General features: G+C 62.8%; 17 protein-coding genes. 13 read left to right on the top strand and 4 right to left on the bottom strand.

The annotated features are described in order from the left end of the window. Positions 1-5: 5 nt before the first annotated feature. From EN955_RS00320 to EN955_RS00310, 3 genes are all read left to right on the top strand, one after another. Entirely contained in the window at positions 6-2225 is a 2220-nt protein-coding gene (locus EN955_RS00320) for a 3-hydroxyacyl-CoA dehydrogenase NAD-binding domain-containing protein (protein WP_024503169.1), read from the top strand. Between the two features lie 82 nt (positions 2226-2307). Next, complete coding sequence (locus tag EN955_RS00315; RefSeq protein ID WP_013533656.1) at positions 2308-2958, top strand: helix-turn-helix transcriptional regulator; 651 nt, start codon at positions 2308-2310, stop codon at positions 2956-2958. A 9-nt stretch (positions 2959-2967) separates the two neighbouring features. Further along, positions 2968-3819, top strand: a complete 852-nt coding sequence (locus EN955_RS00310; RefSeq protein WP_024503168.1) for a hypothetical protein — start codon at positions 2968-2970, stop codon at positions 3817-3819. Here the strand turns inward: EN955_RS00310 and EN955_RS00305 are convergent. Beyond that, positions 3785-5431, bottom strand: a complete 1647-nt coding sequence (locus tag EN955_RS00305) for a lysine--tRNA ligase (RefSeq protein WP_024503167.1) — start codon at positions 5429-5431, stop codon at positions 3785-3787. The two genes, EN955_RS00310 and EN955_RS00305, sit on opposite strands and share 35 nt — an antisense overlap. A 165-nt stretch (positions 5432-5596) precedes the next feature. Between EN955_RS00305 and EN955_RS00300 the strand changes: the two genes are divergently transcribed. Further along, positions 5597-6004 (top strand): tellurite resistance TerB family protein, encoded by a 408-nt coding sequence (locus tag EN955_RS00300; protein WP_013533653.1) that lies wholly within the window; start codon positions 5597-5599, stop codon positions 6002-6004. A 12-nt stretch (positions 6005-6016) separates the two neighbouring features. Here the strand turns inward: EN955_RS00300 and EN955_RS00295 are convergent, their stop codons facing one another. Continuing rightward, the gene (locus EN955_RS00295; protein ID WP_024503166.1) at positions 6017-6865 is read right to left on the bottom strand and encodes a transporter substrate-binding domain-containing protein; all 849 of its coding nucleotides are present in this window, start codon (positions 6863-6865) and stop codon (positions 6017-6019) included. A gap of 249 nt (positions 6866-7114) precedes the next feature. Here EN955_RS00295 and EN955_RS00290 point away from each other — a divergent pair, with 249 nt between their 5' ends. The 3 genes from EN955_RS00290 to EN955_RS00280 all read left to right on the top strand — a co-directional run bounded on the left by EN955_RS00290 (position 7115) and on the right by EN955_RS00280 (position 9345). Then, on the top strand, positions 7115-7846 hold the full coding sequence (locus tag EN955_RS00290; protein WP_024503165.1) for a LuxR family transcriptional regulator: 732 nt from the start codon (positions 7115-7117) through the stop codon (positions 7844-7846). A 96-nt stretch (positions 7847-7942) separates the two neighbouring features. After that, the gene (locus tag EN955_RS00285; RefSeq protein ID WP_013533650.1) at positions 7943-8581 is read left to right on the top strand and encodes an acyl-homoserine-lactone synthase; all 639 of its coding nucleotides are present in this window, start codon (positions 7943-7945) and stop codon (positions 8579-8581) included. Positions 8582-8595: 14 nt separating this feature from the next. Next, positions 8596-9345, top strand: a complete 750-nt coding sequence (locus EN955_RS00280; RefSeq protein WP_013533649.1) for an enoyl-CoA hydratase-related protein — start codon at positions 8596-8598, stop codon at positions 9343-9345. A 49-nt stretch (positions 9346-9394) separates the two neighbouring features. Here the strand turns inward: EN955_RS00280 and ppk2 are convergent, their stop codons facing one another. Beyond that, positions 9395-10303, bottom strand: coding sequence for a polyphosphate kinase 2 (ppk2, locus tag EN955_RS00275; RefSeq protein WP_024503164.1), 909 nt, complete (start codon positions 10301-10303; stop codon positions 9395-9397). Positions 10304-10423: 120 nt separating this feature from the next. Between ppk2 and EN955_RS00270 the strand changes: the two genes are divergently transcribed. From EN955_RS00270 to EN955_RS00260, 3 genes are all read left to right on the top strand, one after another. Then, positions 10424-11689 carry an ATP-binding protein gene (locus EN955_RS00270; protein WP_024503163.1) on the top strand — a complete coding sequence of 422 codons (1266 nt, stop codon included), beginning with the start codon at positions 10424-10426 and terminating at the stop codon, positions 11687-11689. A gap of 113 nt (positions 11690-11802) precedes the next feature. Beyond that, a complete protein-coding gene (phoU, locus tag EN955_RS00265) occupies positions 11803-12528 on the top strand; it encodes a phosphate signaling complex protein PhoU (protein ID WP_013533646.1) in 726 nt (241 codons plus the stop codon). A gap of 90 nt (positions 12529-12618) precedes the next feature. Next, positions 12619-13629, top strand: a complete 1011-nt coding sequence (locus EN955_RS00260) for a magnesium and cobalt transport protein CorA (RefSeq protein WP_013533645.1) — start codon at positions 12619-12621, stop codon at positions 13627-13629. 138 nt (positions 13630-13767) lie between these two features. Here EN955_RS00260 and EN955_RS00255 read toward each other — a convergent pair whose 3' ends face one another. After that, entirely contained in the window at positions 13768-14286 is a 519-nt protein-coding gene (locus EN955_RS00255; RefSeq protein ID WP_013533644.1) for a GcrA family cell cycle regulator, read from the bottom strand. Positions 14287-14644: 358 nt separating this feature from the next. Between EN955_RS00255 and EN955_RS00250 the strand changes: the two genes are divergently transcribed. The 3 genes from EN955_RS00250 to EN955_RS00240 all read left to right on the top strand — a co-directional run bounded on the left by EN955_RS00250 (position 14645) and on the right by EN955_RS00240 (position 17915). Further along, a complete protein-coding gene (locus EN955_RS00250; RefSeq protein WP_024503162.1) occupies positions 14645-15844 on the top strand; it encodes an aspartate aminotransferase family protein in 1200 nt (399 codons plus the stop codon). A 17-nt stretch (positions 15845-15861) separates the two neighbouring features. Continuing rightward, positions 15862-16773, top strand: a complete 912-nt coding sequence (argF, locus tag EN955_RS00245) for an ornithine carbamoyltransferase (protein WP_013533642.1) — start codon at positions 15862-15864, stop codon at positions 16771-16773. 110 nt (positions 16774-16883) lie between these two features. Next, on the top strand, positions 16884-17915 hold the full coding sequence (locus EN955_RS00240) for an Hsp33 family molecular chaperone (RefSeq protein ID WP_024503161.1): 1032 nt from the start codon (positions 16884-16886) through the stop codon (positions 17913-17915). Positions 17916-17946: the final 31 nt, after the last annotated feature.

Genomic DNA, 17946 nt, shown 5'->3' with positions numbered 1-17946 from the left:
AAACGATGAGCTACACCAATTTCACCCTCGACACCGACGCCGACGGCATTGCGCTGGTCACCTGGGACATGCCCGGCCGTTCGATGAACGTCTTCACCGAAGAGGCGATGCGGGAATTGAACGCCATTGTCGACAAGGTGGCTGGTGACGCCGCCATCAAGGGCGCCGTGATCACCTCCGGCAAGGATACCTTCTCCGGCGGTGCCGATATCTCTTTGCTGCAGAAGATGCTGACGACCTTCGCCGCGGAAAAGGGCAAGGACGCCGAAAAGGCGACCAAGGCGCTGTTCGACAATGCCGGCATGATGACCGGCCTGTTCCGCAAGCTGGAAACTTGCGGAAAGCCGTGGGTGTCGGCGATCAACGGCACCTGCATGGGCGGCGCCTTCGAATTGTCGCTCGCCTGCCACGGCCGTGTCGCCGCCGATAGCGACAAGGTGAAGATGGCGCTTCCCGAGGTGAAGATCGGCATCTTCCCGGGCGCCGGCGGCACCCAGCGCGTGCCGCGGCTGACCGATCAGCAGCAGGCGTTGCAGATGCTGACCTCCGGCCAGACGCTGTCGCCGCAGAAGGCCAAGTCGATGGGCCTGATCCATGAGATCGCCGAGCCGGCCAGGTTGATCGAGACCGCCAAGGCGATGATCAGGAATGGGCTGAAGCCGGTGGCGCCATGGGACGAGAAAGGTTTCAAGCTGCCCGGCGGCCAGATCTATTCGCCGGTCGGTTTCAATCTGTGGCCGCCGGCGATCGCCATCCTGCGCCGCGAGACTTATGGTAACTATCCGGCCGCCGCCGCGATCCTCAAATGCGTCTATGAAGGCCTGCTGGTGCCGTTCGACACCGCCTTGCGCATCGAGCAGCGCTATTTCACCGAGATCATGCAGACCAGGGAAGCGGCGGCGATGATTCGCTCGTTGTTTGTGTCGCTGCAGGAACTGAACAAGGGCGCCCGCCGCCCGGCCGGCGTGCCCGAAACCAAGTTCAAGAAGATCGGCATTCTCGGCGCCGGCTTCATGGGCGCCGGCATCGCCTATGTCACCGCCAAGGCCGGCATCCCGGTGGTGCTGCTCGACCGTGATCTGGAGTCGGCCGCCAAGGGCAAGGCGCATTCCGACAGCCTGGTCTCGGATCAGGTCAAGAAGGGCCGCGCCAAGCCGGAGGACAAGGACAAACTGCTGTCGCTGATCACGCCGACGGCGGACTACGCCGACCTTGCCGGCTGCGATCTGGTGGTCGAGGCGGTGTTCGAGGATTCGGGCGTCAAGAAGAGCGCCACCGAACAGGCGGAAGCCGTGTTGAAGCCATCGGCGATCTTCGCTTCGAACACCTCCACCATCCCGATCTCGTCGCTGGCCAAGAATTCGGCGCGGCCGAAGAATTTCATCGGCATCCATTTCTTCTCGCCGGTCGACAAGATGATGCTGGTCGAGATCATTTTGGGCAAGAAGACCGGCGACAAGGCGCTGGCCACCGCGATCGACTTCGTTCGCGCCATCAAGAAGACGCCGATCGTCGTCAACGACACGCGCGGCTTCTACGTCAACCGCTGCGTGCTGCGCTACATGTCGGAAGCCTACAAGATGCTGATCGAAGGTGTGCCCGCGCCGATGATCGAGAACGCGGCGAAGGCAGCCGGCATGCCGGTCGGCCCCCTGGCACTGACCGACGAAACGGCCATCGACCTTGCCCAGAAGATCATGAAGCAGACCATCAGGGATTTGGGCGACAAGGCGGTCGATCCCAAGCAGATGGCGCTGATCAACACCATGGTCGACGATCACGGCCGCTTCGGCCGCAAGAACGGCAAGGGTTTTTACGATTATCCGGCCAAGCCCGCCAAGAAGAAGCTGTGGCCGGGCCTCAGGGATCTCTATCCGCAGCTTGCACCCGAGAAGGTCGATTATGAGGAACTGCAGCAGCGGCTGCTGGTCACCATCGCGCTGGAAGCGGCCCGGGTGATGGAAGAAGGCATCGTCACCGACCCGCGCGAGGCCGATGTCGGCTCGATCCTCGCCTTCGGCTTCGCTCCCTATACCGGCGGTGCGCTGTCCTACATCGACGGCATCGGCGCCAAGGCGTTCGTCAAGATCGCCAGAAACCTGCAGAAGAAATACGGCGCCGAGTTCAAGGCGCCCAAGCTGCTGCTCGACATGGCCGAGAAGGGTGAGAGCTTCTACCAGCGCTTCGATCCCTATGCGAAAGGCGAGACCAGGAAAGCGGCGTGAGTAAGCCTTGCACTGTGGACAAGATGGCGGTCCGGGGTTAGAACAGGGAAGGTATTTTTTCCTGTTCAAAGGAGAGCGACACATGCTCTCGCATGACCGTGTCTGGGCTGCCATTGATGCTCTTGCCGAGCGCTATTCGCTTTCGGCCTCGGGGCTGGCCAAGCGTGCGGGGCTCGATTCCACCGCCTTCAACAAGTCGAAGCGCCTGTCGTCGGATGGCCGGCCGCGCTGGCCCTCGACCGAATCACTGGCAAAGATCATGGAGGCAACGGGCGCTTCCCTCGACGAATTCACCGGTTTGATTGAAGGTCGGGCCGGGGCCAGCCATGCGGCTTCGGTCGCCCGCCGAAGCTCCGTGCCGCTGCTCGGCTTTGCCCAGGCCGGCGCCGGCGGCTTCTTCGACGATGCCGGCTTTCCAGCCGGGCAGGGCTGGGATCTGATCGAACTGCCGACGCAATCGACCGAGAGTTCCTATGCTTTGCAGGTGCAGGGCGATTCCATGCTGCCGCTCTACCGCAATGGCGACGTCCTCATCGTCGAACCGGGCGCCGTTACCCGCAAGGGCGATCGCGTCGTCGTCAAGACCACATCAGGCGAAGTGATGGCCAAGGTGCTCGAGCGCCAGACCGTCAGGTCGATTGCGCTGGTCTCGCTCAATCCCGATCATCCCGACCGCGATATTCCCATGCGCGATGTCGAATGGGTGGCGCGGATTGTCTGGGCAAGCCAATAGGTTAAGCTGGTGCGGCTTCTCCATCACGCGCTGGCGGTTCTGATGGTCCCTGTGATGGCAGCCATCGTCGTCACTGGCGGTCGCACTCTGAAAGGTAGTGAAAGCGTCATCACCGTGGACCAGCTTGAGCCGGGCGCCGATGCGATGGCGCAGCAGGCTGCCGGGACGCTGCCCGAGGAGCCGGCTACATCGGCCATTGCAGCTCCGCAGCCGCCGAAGCCGGCGACGCATTCGAGGGCGATCGATCCCGAAATCGTCGCGCCGCCGGAACTGCCCGCCGACGGGCTTGAACGGATCGAGCCGCGCGAGCCGTTGAGCAAACTCGCGCTGGCCGTGCCGCCCAAGCCGAAAATGCCTGACGACTGGAACGGCACAAAGCTGTTCCAGCCGGTTGCGCCGGCCGCCGGCTTGATCGAGGCGAAGGGCTACTCGGTCGCGGTTTCCGGCATCGACATCGTCAGGCAGGACGAGATTTGCAGCGAGGACGGCAAGTCCTGGCCGTGCGGCGTCCGGGCGAGGACAGCGTTCCGCGCCTTCCTGCGCGGCCGCGCGGTGGTCTGCACGGTGCCGCCGCAGGGCGGCCGCGACCTGATCGCAGCCGAGTGCCGGATCGGCAAGCAGGATGTCGGTCAGTGGCTGGTCGAAAATGGCTGGGCGCGCGCCGCCAAGGGCGGCCCCTATGTCGAGGCCGGCGACAAGGCGCGCACGGGCAGGAAGGGCATTTTCGGATCGGCGCCCGATCTGTCGGGCATGCCGGCGATGCCGGCCGCGCCAGGCCCGGCACCTCAGGCGCCGGGTTCGATCCTGGAAGAGGTCGACGGCGTGCTCAAGCCAGCTGACCAGCCAGCGCCCGCTCAATGAGCGCACGCGTCTCGGCAACGCCATAGAGTGCTGCGAACGAGCCGAAGCGCGGGCCGCGCTCCTGGCCGATCAGCACCTGGTAGATCATCTGGAAGAAGGCGCCCGATACGCCGGGGCCGCCTTCCGGGCTCTGCTTGGAATGATCCTGATAGCGCTCGATCCTGCGTGCGACGTTGAGCGAGGCGTTCTGGATCGCTTCGCCGCTGGCGTCGGCGGGCAGCGCGCCAAGTGCTTCGTCGAGGGCTGCCAGCGCTTCGCGCTCGACCTCGTCGGCGGGCCGGAAGGTTTTCGTCGGCTTCACGAAATCGTCGAAATAGCGGATCGCATGGCCGACCAGCCGGTCGAGCTCTGGATGCGTCGCCGGCGTCACGCCTTGCGTATGACGTGAAATGAACCCCCACAGCACATCCTTGTTCTGCGCGTTGGAAGCGCTGACCAGATTGAGCAGCAGAGAGAACGGCACCGGCATGTCGATCGCGGGCGGGTTGCCGTCATGCATATGCCAGACCGGGTTGCCCAGCCGCTCCTTCCAGTCCTGGCGGGGATAGGCGGCGAGGAACGTGTAGTATTCATCCACGGCCCGCGGGATGACGTCGAAATACAGCTTCTTGGCCTGCCGCGGCCGTTGGTACATGTAGAGCCCGAGGCTTTCGGTCGGCGCATAGGTCAGCCACTCGTCGATGGTCAGCCCGTTGCCCTTCGACTTCGAGATCTTCTGGCCGTTCTCGTCGAGGAACAGTTCGTAGACGAAATGCTTCGGCGCCCGTCCGCCCAGAATGTTGCAGATACGGTCGTAGACCACCGCATTGGTCTGGTGGTCCTTGCCGAACATTTCGAAATCGACGCCAAGCGCTGCCCAGCGCATGCCGAAATCCGGCTTCCACTGCAGCTTCACGCGGCCGCCGGTGATCGAAAGCGTGGTCTCGGTGCCCTCGTCGTCGAAGGTGATGGTGCCGGCTTTGGCGTCGACATGCTTCATCGGCACGTAAAGCACGCGGCCGCTCTTCGGCGAGATCGGCAGGAACGGGCTGTAGGTCGCCTGCCGCTCGGGCCCGAGCGTCGGCAGCATCACCGCCATGATCTGCTCATAGCGCTCGGCAGCGCGCTTGAGCATCGCGTCGAAACGGCCGGCCTTGTAGTATTGCGTCGCGCTGGCGAACTCGTAGTCGAAGCCGAACGTGTCGAGGAAGCGGCAGAGCATCGCATTGTTGTGGTCGGCGAAGCTCGCATAGTCGCCGCCGAAGGGGTTGGGGACCGACGATAGCGGCTTGTGCAGATGCGGCTCGAGTGCGGCGCGGTCCGGCACGCTGTCGGGTATCTTGCGCATGCCGTCCATATCGTCGGAAAAGCACAGCAGCTTGGTCGCGACCTTGTCCTGCGTCAGGACACGGAAGGCATGGCGCACCATCGAGGTGCGCGCCACCTCGCCGAATGTGCCGATATGCGGCAGGCCGGACGGCCCGTAGCCGGTCTCGAACAGGACCGTTTGCGGAAAGTCGGCGCCTTTGTAGCGCTCGATGATCTTTTTGGCTTCCTCGAACGGCCACGCCTTGCTTTCGGTCGCGGCCGCCAGCAGCTCGGGGTTGAGATCGATGATGTTTGATCCCGCCATGTCACAGTTTTCCAAATCATCTGCCGGCCCGAAGGCGGGCCGCAGCAAGGGTTTTTCAACCGGTCTCTAGGCGTGCAGCGCCGGAGCGTCAACGCGTGCGGCGCTTTTTCCTTGCGGTGCAGAACGGGCGTTCTTAACTTCGAGGCCCGGTTCAAGGAGAAAAAATTGCCGACACCTCATGAAGCCCTGATCTATCTGATGGTCATCACCTCGGCCTCCGACCGCGACATGACCGATGTTGAACTGGCGCGGATCGGCGAGGTCGTCCGCTCCTGGCCGGTGTTCGAGGACTTCAACCACGACAGGCTGGTCGGCGTCGCCCAGGACTGCCAGAAGCGCCTGCACGAAAAGGATGGGCTGGAGGGCGTGCTGGCTGAAGTCGCCGAGGTCTTGCCCGAGCGGCTGCGCGACACCGCCTATGCCGCCGCCTTCGAGGTTGCCGCCGTCGACCTCGAAATGCGCATGGAAGAGGTGCGGGTGCTGCAGCTGATCCGGCGTCAGCTCGATCTCGACACGCTGACGGTTGCTGCCATCGGCCGCGCGGCCAAGGCGCGGCTGCGTACCCTGACCTGAAAGTCCTTGGCTTTAGAAAAAACTGACGGGGAAATAGCGCAGATAAAATTCGGCGAACGTGCCTTTCATTGAAATTTCCTGCAGCGCGTAGTCGATCGCTGCGGCCAGCGCCGGATTGTCAGCCTTGGTGGCGATGGCCATGCCCGTGCCCAGATATTCGGGCGCCAGATAGGGCCCGCCGGCAAAGCGGCAGCAGCCCGCCGCGTCCGAGCCGCCCAGCCAGAAAGCCAGGCGCATGCCGTCCCCGAAGGCGGCGTCGACCTTGCCGGCCTTGAGATCGGCATACAGTTCTTCTGGCCTGTCGAAAGGGACGACCTGGACCGTGTTGAAATAGTCGCGCAGCATGCGCTCATGCGCCGAGCCTGATATCACGCCGACACGCTTGCCGTGCAATTTGTCAAAGACGGGCTCGGTCAGCGCCTTGCCCTTCGGCATGATGAAGCGCGCCGGAAACTGCAGATAGGAGCGTGAGAAGGCGTAGGTCGCGCGCGATTCCGGTGTGGCGGCGATGCCGGCGATGATCGCCTCGCCTTCGCCTTTCCGCAGTGCGCCTTCCAGCTCGGCCCAGGGCAGGGCCTGGATCTGGCATTTTTCCACAATGCCAAGCTCGGCGCAGATGGCGCGTGCCAGATCGATGTGGAAGCCGGACAGCTTTCCCGCACCGTCGAGGAAGTTGAAAGGCGGGAAGTCCGTGGTGGTGAGGAATCTCAGCCGGGGCAGCGTCGAAAGGTCTGGTTTGGGCAGCCGCTCCTTGGCATCCCACAGCACCGGAACCTGAGGCGCCGCGGCGCGCGCACCGTCGGCGAACGACAGCAACCCGATCAGCATCGCAAAGGCGAAGGACCTCCACCGGAACGCCAAGATAAAACTCCGCCACAGTCGTGCTCGCACCGGTTTTGGTACGAAAATGGTACAGGCACAATGGTTTTTGATTTCAACACGCCGATTTCAGGATATGATTTAGCCGGTTTGCAAATCAGCTTCGGTCGCCTCGGTGAGAGGGAGCCACAAAATAAGTATGCGATTTGCAATCCGTGGTCGGTGGCGAAGTGTAAATCAGGCACGCATCATTGGCCGCAATGCACAAGGCAACATGGGGTTGATGTTGCGATGGGTCAGTTCGATCGCACGCTGGAATACATAGACCAACTGCAGCACGCCGCAACGGCGGCGGCGGTCTGCGAAAGGCTGCTGGGCATAACATCGGATTTCGGTCTCACCGCACTGATGGCGGGAACCGTCCCGCAGCCTGGCACGCCGGCCGGCCAGCAAAAGCAGCATGTGCTTCTCTGCGATTGGCCTGGCGAGTGGCTGGAGCGCTATGTCGCGCGCAACTATGTCGATCATGACCCGGTCGTCAGCCATATGAAACAGTTGCAGGCGCCCTTCCAGTGGCACGAAGCGTCCCAAGGCATCCGCATAGACAAGAGCAGCGGCGAGGTGATGGGCGATGCCGGCGCCTTCAAACTGCGCGATGGGTTGGCCTTTCCGCTGATCACGCTCGACGGCCAGATCGTCATGGTGTCGCTGGGCGGCGAGGCCGTGGAATTGTCCGCCGCCGAATTCGGCCAGGTGTCGCTGGTCTCGACCTACGCGGTTGGCCGCGCCATGCAACTCCACACCATGGCGAACAAGACCATCGATCATATCGTGCTGACGCCGCGCGAGCGCGAATGCCTGCAATGGGCCGCCGTCGGCAAGTCCGAATGGGAGATTTCGCAAATCCTCGGCATTTCCGAACACACCTCGGAGAAACATCTTCTTAACGCCAAAAGCAAACTAGGTGCCGTCAACAGGGTGCAGGCCGTCGCGGAAGCGATACGGCGCGGCTACATTAGTTAGGTCGGCCGTGCCGACCTGAAATCCTTGCCTACGCGATCACGCAATTTTCTCATCAAAGCACGGCCGTATCTTCCTCTGAACGCAGGAGACGGCGGAATGCTTTTTTCCCTTACAACCCAGGAATTGATGGAACGTCCCGACCTTTGGGAGGCCGTCCATCGTTTGCGCTACAAGATATTCGTCGAGGAGATGGGGTGGGATGACCTCAGGCGCCCCGACGGGCTCGAACTCGACCAGTTCGATCACGACGAGGCGGTCCATCAGATCGTCATCAGGGGCGGTGAAGTGGCGGGTTATCAGAGGATGTTGCCGACGACGCGGCCACATCTGCTGACCGAGGTCTTGACCGATCTTTCCGAAGGAACGCCGCCGTCGGGTCCAAACATCTGGGAATTGACCCGCTATGCGGTGGCTCCCGGTTTTCGCGATGGCCGTCGCGGCGTTTCGACCGTCGGCACCGAACTGATTGCCGGTTTCGTCGAGTGGGGGCTGAAGCGCGGCGTCGACAAGGTGATCATCGAGTTCGAGCCGATGTGGGTGCTGCGCGCCTTGCAACTGCATTTCCTGGCGACCCCGCTTGGCTATCAGCGCACCTATGGCAACCAGCAGGTGGTCGCCACCTTGCTGACCTTCAACGAGCACACACTCGATGTGGTGCGGTCGCGCCGCAATCATTTTGCTCCCGTGCTGGCCAGGGGATATCCCGACATGCTCGGGCAAAGGCGTGCGTCATGAGATCGGAGACAGTCATGAGCACACACCCGCAACCTGAACTTCGCAACCACACGCTGGTGGTCACCGTGTCGTCGAGTGACGGCCGGCCGGTGCTGGACAGGAGGGCCTATGAAAGCCTGGCAAGGACCTTCCATGAAGCAGCCGACAATGAGGAGGTTCGCGTCGTCGTCTTGCGCGGCCTGGCAGGCTGTTTCTGTCTGGGCGGCGACTTCTCCGAATTCCTCGACGCCACCAAGCACCAGAAACTGATCGCCGCCGTCACCGACCTGTTCCGCACGCTGGCGACGTTTCCAAAGCCCATCCTTGCCTGCGTCGATGGCGATGCCGTCGGTGTCGGCTGCACCATCCTGTTCCATTGCGACATGGTGATCGCGTCCGATGAGAGCACGTTCAGGGTGCCGTTCGTCGATTTCGGCCTGGTGCCGGATGCGGCGACCAGCATCCTGGCGCCGCAGAAGCTCGGCTACGCCGGTGCCTTCCGCTTCTTCTGCCTCGGCGACACGCTTCGCGCCGAAGATGCCAGGGCGCTCGGCCTGGTCGCGGAGATCGTGCCGGGAGGCACCGTCGAGGAGGCGGCCCTTGGTCGGGCAAGACAGCTCGTCAAGAAGCCGGTCGCCGCCCTGCTGCAGACGCGCGGCCTGCTGAAGGGGAACACCGAGGCCCTCTGCGACCGCATCGATCAGGAGATCTCGCTTTTCCAGCAGGCGCTGCAGGATGATACGACGCTGCGGCGATTGCAGCGTATCGCCAGGCTGGCGGCTTAAGCATCATGATTGCGTCGCGCGGTTCCTTGCCGCGCGACGCAAAAAAGCGTCAATCCTGTTTTCCCAGGAATGACGGCCCTTCGCCGATGATCTTCTTGTCTTCCTTGCCGATGATTTCGAGATCGCGCCCCTCATAGGGCAGAAACGAAAGGATGCGCCGCATGACCGCCAGCCGCGCGCGCCGCTTGTCATTGGCCCGTACGATGATCCATGGCGCGAATTCCTTGTGGGTGCGCTCGAACATGGTGTCGCGCACCTTGGTGTAGTCGTCCCACTTGGTGATGCCCGCAACGTCGATGGGCGAAAACTTCCAGCTCTTCAGCGGGCTGTAGCGGCGGTCGTGGAAGCGCTCGAGCTGCGTTTCCCGGCCGATGTTCAGCCAGAATTTGAAGAAGTGAATCCCCTCGTTGGAGATCATCCGCTCGAAATGCGGCGTCTCGTCGAGAAACTGCTCGTGCTGCTGCGGCGTGCAGAAACCCATCACCGGCTCGACGCCGGCGCGATTGTACCAGGAGCGGTCGAAGGTGACGAATTCGCCTGAAGTCGGGAAGTGGTCGACATAGCGCTGGTAGTACCATTGCCCCAGTTCGGTCGGGGTCGGCTTGGTCAGCGCCACGTTGCGTGCGGTGCGCGGATTGAGGTACTGGCGCACCACGAAGATCGTGCCGCCCTTGCCGGCAGCGTCGCGGCCCTCGAACAGCGCCATCACCCGTTTGCCGGTCGACTGCAGCCAAGCCTGCGCCTTGACCAGCTCGATCTGCAGCTTCTCGAGCGTCTCGTCATACTCATCACTTTTCATCTTCTTGTCGTAGGGATAGCCGCCGGCAGTCAGCTTGTTGTCCTCGACCCAGTCGGGAAGCACGGGGTTTTCGATGTCGAACTCCCGTTCCTTGCCGCCGATCCTGATCTTCAGCGGCCCCGAAGTTGGCGCGGCGGGACTTTCCTTGGCTTTTTTCATCGAGACGAACCCTTTCCAGCTTCCGGACTCATGCTATGGGGAGCCTCCGGAACGGTCTAGTGGAAGTTTTCCGCCACCGTGGACCGGGTGCGAAGGCATGGGGTGCGGGCCCGCGGGCAGATGGCTGACCTGGACACAGAGCAGAGAGGCATCACGCAAACCATGGCCGCACGGCTGTGGAACAGCCGCTGGCTGCTTGCGGCCGGCGTCGTCGCGGTCGTCGCCGTTTATGCCTTGGCCGGGATTTCAGCCTATATCGTCCTCGCGGCGCTGCTGTTGCTGCTTGCAGCGGCAATACTGCCGGCCGCCGGCGCGCGCCAATCCACCGGCAGCGGAGCTGCCATCGAGGCCACCGGCCTACAGAGGCTCTCGGGTGAATATCTGGCCGCCGCCGTCGCCGATCCGCTGATCATCTTCGACCGGGCTGCCACCATCGTCCATGCCAACGCCGCCGCCTTCGCCGCTTTCGGCGGCATCGCGCCAGGCATGTCGCTGTCGCTGAAATTCCGGGCGCCGGAAATGCAGGCTCTGCTGGATGGCGTGCTATCGGGCGACGTCGCCTCCGATGTCGTCGACTACATGGAGAAGCTGCCGGTCGAACGGGCTTACCGGGTGAGCGTGTCCTCGGTCGGTCATGCCACCGATCTCTATGTGCTGGTGTTCAAGGACCAGAGCGAAACGCGCAGGATCGACCGCATGCGCGCCGACTTCATCGCCAATGCCAGCCACGAACTGCGCACCCCGCTTGCCTCCATCGCCGGCTTTATCGAAACGCTGCGCGGACCAGCCCGCAACGACGCGGCGGCGCGCGACCAGTTTCTGCAGATCATGCAGAGCCAGACCGGCCGCATGGCGCGTCTGATCGACGATTTGTTGTCGCTGTCGCGGCTCGAGATGAAACCCTATCTGAAGCCGGGAACCGAGGTGGACCTGCGCCAGACCGTCGACAGCGTCATCGACTCGCTCGGACCGCTGGCCAGCGAAAACGCCGTTGCCATCGAGCGGCGCTACGCCGACGGACCGCTTCATGTGCCTGGCGATCGCGATGAGCTTTTCCAGGTTTTCGAGAACCTCCTGGAAAACGCCTGCAAATACGGGCAGTCGGGTGGGCGCGTGGTTGTATCCATAGCGCATAGCGATGCCGGACCAGAGCCGGGCATCGACGTCACGATCAGGGACTTTGGCCCTGGCATTCCCGAGGAGCACATTCCGCGCATTACCGAGCGCTTCTACCGCGTCGATGTCGAGACCAGCCGGACCCAGAAAGGCACCGGCCTCGGCCTGTCGATCGTCAAGCATATCCTGACGCGCCACAACGCCCGGCTTTCGATCAAGTCCGAAGTCGGCAACGGCGCGGCATTCTCGGTTCATTTGCCGGCGCACTGATACCGCCCTAATTCAAGGGGACTGTTTCTTTTTTCTGTCATCCGGCTAGCGTATCAGCGGGGATTCGAGGAAACGACTCAAAATCAAAACACCCCGTGGGAAGGCATTTTGCCATGCAGTCCGTGCACATCGTCAGCGCTTATGACGAGGAGTTGAAATATCTGTCGAAGCGCATCGCCGCGATGGGTGGCCATGCCGAGCGCATGGTCGAACAGGCGGTCACCGCTCTCGTCAATGCCGACCCGGGCCTTGCCCAGAAGGTCATCCGCGACGATACCGTACTGGACGAGGGCCAGCGCGAAATCGACGACAAGGCGATCATCATCATTGCAAAGCGTCAGCCGATGGCGGCGGATTTGCGCGAGATCGTCGGGACCATCCGCATCTCCGCCGACCTCGAACGGGTTGGCGATCTCGCCAAGAATGTTGCCAAGCGGGTGGTCGCCGTCACCGACGGACGCCAGCCGACCAGCCTGTTCCGCGGCCTTGAGGCCCTCTCCAACCTGGCGTTGACCCAGCTCAAGGAAGTGCTCGACGTCTACGCGTCCCGTTCGGTGGAGAAGATCGGCTTCGTGCGCGATCGTGACGACCAGATCGACGCCATGTACACATCGCTGTTTCGCGAATTGCTGACCTACATGATGGAAGATCCGCGTAACATCACCCCCTGCACGCATCTGCTGTTTTGCGCCAAGAACATCGAGCGTATCGGTGATCACGCCACCAACATAGCCGAGACCATCTATTACATCGTCACCGGCGATCAGTTGCCGGCTGAGCGGCCCAAGGGCGACAAGACCGACAAAATCAGCCTTTCCGAGACGCAGCCGGTGAAGTGAACGCCGCCTCTCGAACCCTCACCCGATTTACGATAAGCTTTCCGGGCCTTGCCTCTATCCTCGTGCGTGGATTTGCTCCGGGAGGTCGTGATGGAAAATGTTCGGAACCTGACCCCGGCGCCTGCGCCGATATCCGGCATTATCGCTTGCGGCGTTTACACGGCGGGGCGCCGCATCGCCGACATTCCCATCGAGGAAGCCGGCGAATGGGCAAAAAAATCCGGTCATGTCGTCTGGATCGGCCTGTTGGAGCCCGACCGTAACCTGTTGCTGCGCGTCCAGGCGCAGTTTCACCTGCATGAGCTGGCGATCGAGGATGCCGAGCACCCGCACCAGCGACCGAAGATCGAGCAATATGGCGACGCCTTGTTCATCGTCGCCCGCACCGCGCAGCTGATCGAGGGCCGGGTCACCTTCGGCGAGACCCATTTGTTCGTCGGCTCAGGCTACATAGTCAGCGTCAGGCACGGTCCCTCGACGTCCTATGCCGCCGTTCGTCAGCACTGGGAAAGCTGCCCGCACTCGCTGGCCAAGGGCGAGGATTTCGTCCTCTATGCCATCCTCGATTTCATCGTCGACAATTACATGCCGGTGCTCGAGCAGATCGAGGACGAGGTCGAGGCGATCGAGGACAAGGTTCTGCTGAAGCCGATGACCGCTCCCGACATAGAGCGGCTCTATATGCTGCGCCGCGATCTCCTGCGCCTGCGCAATGCCGCGCTTCCGCTGGTCGAAGTCTGCCGAAGGCTGACCAGCGCCGAGCTGCCGCAGATCCACACCGCCATGCATCCGCTGTTCCGCGACGTCACCGATCACATCCGCACCGTTCAGGAGAAGATCGACAGCCTGCGCGAGGTGCTGGCATTCGCTTTCGAGGCGAGCTTGCTGGTCGGCCAGAGTCAGGAAACGGCCAACACCAAGAAGCTCGCTTCCTGGGCCGCAATCCTGGCGGTGCCGACGGCGCTCGCCGGCATTTACGGCATGAACTTCAGCGACATGCCGGAACTGAAGATGGAATACGGCTATCCGGTGGTTCTGGCCACGATCGCGCTGATCTGCGCGTTTCTGTATTGGCGGTTCAGGAAGAATGGCTGGTTGTGAAGTAGGGCAGTAGGGCAGTAGGGCAGTAGGGCAGTAGGGCAGTAGGGCAGTAGGGCAGTAGGGCAGTAGGGCAGTAGGGTGGCATTTCGTGAGCGCGACTTTCCGCGCACATACTGCCCTACTGCCCTATTCCCTTATCTACCTGCTCCGCCGCCGCTCCGATGCCGGCTGGAATGCCACGCGGGCGTGGTACTTGCAGTAGGGACCGGTTTCGGCGGCATCGTTGCCGCAGAAATGGAAGTCCTCTGAAAGCGGATCGCCGTTCGGCCATTTGCAGGTCCGCTCGGTCAGCTCGACCAGCTGCAGATGCCGCGAGATCGGCAGCACGACATTTTCGACCGGGCGGATGTAATGGCGTGCCACGGGTTCGGCGTCGAACTGCGTCTGCAAAGCCGTCGCGCCGACCGATGTGGTGACATGGCGTGCCGTGGTTGCGGCGCGTGATACCGATTTCTGGACGGTCGATCCTTGCGCTGCCTTCTTCTGGCGTGCCGGCGTGGCGGTCGAGCGACCGCGGCCCGACAGTTTCAGCCGATGCACCTTCCCGATGACCGCATTGCGGCTGACCCCTCCAAGCTGCGCAGCAATCTGGCTTGCGCTCAGACCCTCCGACCACAGTTTTCTCAAGAGTTCTACCCGCTCGTCAGTCCAGTTCATGAGACCGCGCTCCTCTAAGCGTGCGGCAATCGGAATCCTTCTCCCGACCCGGCAACATTTGCCAGGGCAGACACCACATATATCTGGTGATTAGGTCCGCCGCACGAAATCTAGTTATTTCTCGACTACAACTACTCTATGCGCTGACTCGGTGACAAGAGTCCCAAGTGCAACACGAATCGGTTTTTTCGGTTTTCCCCAACTTGCCCGGTCGCTTATGAGCCGGCGTCCCGTCGGGGGGCTTGCCGCGCGCCACTACGCGACGTTTTCGTTGACTTCATGGCCGAAAAACAGGATAAGCCGCACAGGCCGCCGCTTTGGCGGCTTTTTTGATTTTCCGGTACCGGAGACGCATATAATGAGCGGTTCGGCGCTTTACGAGACCTTTGCTCGCGCACCCCTGGTCTTCGACCACGGGGAAGGCACATGGCTGATTACCGACAAGGGCGAGCGATATCTCGATTTCGCCGGCGGCATCGCCGTCAATTCGCTGGGCCACAGCCATCCGCACCTAGTCGCCGCACTCACCGAGCAGGCAGCCAAGCTGTGGCATGTCTCCAACCTCTACGAGATCCCCGGGCAGAGCCGGCTTGGCGAACGGCTGGCCGACGCCACCTTCGCCGACAAGGTGTTCTTCACCAATTCCGGCGCCGAGGCGCTGGAATGCGCGATCAAGACGGCGCGGCGCTACCATTTCGTCAAAGGCCATCCCGAGCGCTTCCGCATCATCACCTTCGAAGGCGCCTTCCATGGCCGCACGCTGGCGACCATCGCGGCTGGCGGCCAGTACAAGTATCTCGAGGGCTTCGGCCCCAAGGTCGAAGGTTTCGACCAGGTCGGCTTCGACGACATTGACGCCGCCGAAAAGGCGATCACGCCGCAGACGGCCGCGATCCTGATCGAGCCGGTGCAGGGCGAGGGCGGTATCCGCCCGGTGCCGACGCAGTCGCTGAAGCGGCTCAGGCAATTGTGCGAGCAGCACGGCCTGCTGTTGATCTACGACGAGGTCCAGTGCGGCATCGGCCGCACCGGCAAGCTGTTCGCACATGAATGGTCGGGTGTAACGCCCGACATCATGGCGATTGCCAAGGGTATCGGCGGCGGCTTCCCGATGGGCGCCTGCCTTGCCACGGATGAAGCGGCGGTCGGCATGACCGCCGGCGTGCATGGCACCACGTTCGGCGGCAACCCGCTTGCCATGGCGGTCGGCAACGCCGTGCTCGATGTCGTGCTGGAAGACGGCTTCCTCGAAGATGTCCAGCGCAAGGCGCTGCTGATGAAGCAGGGTCTGGCGTCGGTCGCCGACGAGTTTCCCGAAATCATCGAGGACATCAGGGGTGCCGGGCTGATGCTCGGCCTCAAATGCGCCATGCCCAACACCAAGGTGAACATGGCCTTGCGCGACCAGCATCTGCTGGCGGTTCCGGCCGGCGACAACGTCATTCGCCTGTTGCCGCCGCTTACCGTCACCGACGCCGAGATCCATGACGCGCTCAACCGCATCCGCGCCGGCGCCAAGGGCCTGGCGGAGGCGATCGCTTCCGCCGCGGCGAAGTAATCCCGGAATCATTGCTGATGTCAGTTCGCCATTTCACCGATCTTTCCACCGTTTCCGAAGGCGACCTGCGCTTGATGCTGGACGACGCGGTGGTGCGAAAGGCGCGGCTCAAGGCCGGCGAGCGCACCAAACCGCTCGAAGGCAAGGTGCTGGCGATGATCTTCGACAAGCCGTCGACGCGCACGCGCGTCTCCTTCGACGTCGGCATGCGGCAGCTCGGCGGCGAGACCATCATGCTGACCGGCACCGAGATGCAGCTCGGCCGTTCCGAGACCATCGCTGACACCGCCAAGGTGCTGTCACGCTATGTCGATGCGATCATGATCCGCACCACCTCGCATGAGCGGCTGCTGGAATTGACCGAGAACGCCACCGTGCCGGTGATCAACGGACTGACCGACGATACCCATCCCTGCCAGCTGATGGCCGATATCATGACCTTCGAGGAACATCGCGGTCCGGTAGCCGGCAAGACCATCGCCTGGACCGGCGACGGCAACAATGTGCTGCATTCCCTGCTCGAGGCCTCGGCCCGGTTCCGCTTCAACCTCAACGTCGCCGTTCCCGAAGGCAGCGAGCCGGCGCAGAAGCATATCGACTGGTCGCAGGCGCATGGCGGCAAGCTGCACTTTACCCGCTCGCCCGAGGAAGCCGTCGATCAGGCCGACTGCATCGTCACCGATTGCTGGGTGTCGATGGGCCAGGAGCATCGCGCCCGCGGCCACAATGTGTTCTCGCCCTACCAGGTCAATGCCAAGCTGATGGCGAGAGCCAAGCCGGACGCGCTGTTCATGCACTGCCTGCCGGCGCATCGCGGCGAGGAAGTGACAGACGAGGTTATCGACGGACCGCATTCGGTGGTCTTCGACGAGGCCGAGAACCGGCTCCATGCCCAGAAGGCCGTGCTTGCCTGGTGTCTAGGCGCTTGAAGTGTCTGGGCGCTTGATCCCTGGGAGCTTGATCTGCGGGCGTGTGATGCCTATTTGCGCCGCATCACGCAAATCAAGCGCGTTTCGACGCATGCGCCCCGGAGGGCGGCATGGCCGCGCCCTGGAGCTTTGTCATGTTGGAAACCTATCAAGTGACTGAACATCACCCCAAACTCGGCGAATTCGGCTATGCCGGCGACGATCACGTCGTGCCGTTCGAGGTCGGCCCTCTCGACGTGCGCGGCCGCACGGTCCAACTCGGGCCGATGCTGGACGCCATCCTCAGCCGCCACGATTATCCCGAGCCGGTCGCCCGCCTGCTGGCGGAGGCCTGTGTGCTGACCGTGCTGCTCGGCACTTCGCTGAAGTTCGAGGGCAAGTTCATCCTGCAGACCCGCACCGACGGACCCGTCGACATGCTGGTTGCGGATTTTTCCACGCCCTCGGCGCTGCGCGCCTATGCGCGTTTCGATGCCGACCGGCTGGAAGCGCTGGTCGCGGCGGGCGAAATGTCCCAGCAGACGCTGCTCGGCAGTGGCGTGCTGGCGCTGACCATCGACCAGGGCGCCCATACGCAGCGCTATCAGGGTATCGTCCAGCTCGATGGCGAGACCCTGGAAGACGCGGCACGCACCTATTTCCGTCAGTCGGAGCAGATCCCGACGGATATCAGGCTGTCGGTGGCCAAGCTTTTGACGCCCGGTCCCGGCGGCGCCCGCGAGCAATGGCGCGCCGGCGGTATCCTGGCGCAGTTCCTGCCGCAGTCGCCCGAGCGCATGCGCGTCCCGGACCTGCCGGGCGGCGATGGCGATCCGCGTGAGGAGATCCACGATCCGGTCGACAATTCCTGGCAGGAGTTGCTGGCTCTGCTCGGCACCATCGAGCCGACCGAACTGATCGACCCGACGATCGGCGCCGAGCGGCTGCTCTACAGGCTGTTCCACGAGCATGGCGTGCGCGTCTTCGGCGGCGTTCCGGTCGCCGACCAGTGCTCGTGCTCCAGGGACAAGATCCGCGGCATCCTCGAGGGTTTTTCCGCCCAGGAGATCAAGGACAGCACCGAAGACGGCGGCATCCACGTCGCCTGCGAATTCTGTTCGAAGCAATATGATTTCGACCCGGCGGAATTCGCGGCCCAGTAGAGTAGAAACCACGCCTCACCGGTCGCTCCGC

This window comes from Mesorhizobium sp. M7A.F.Ca.CA.001.04.2.1, from assembly GCF_003998485.1.
GTDB classification, from domain to species: Bacteria; Pseudomonadota; Alphaproteobacteria; order Rhizobiales; family Rhizobiaceae; genus Mesorhizobium; species Mesorhizobium ciceri.
This window is presented reverse-complemented; position numbering and strand designations above follow the sequence as displayed.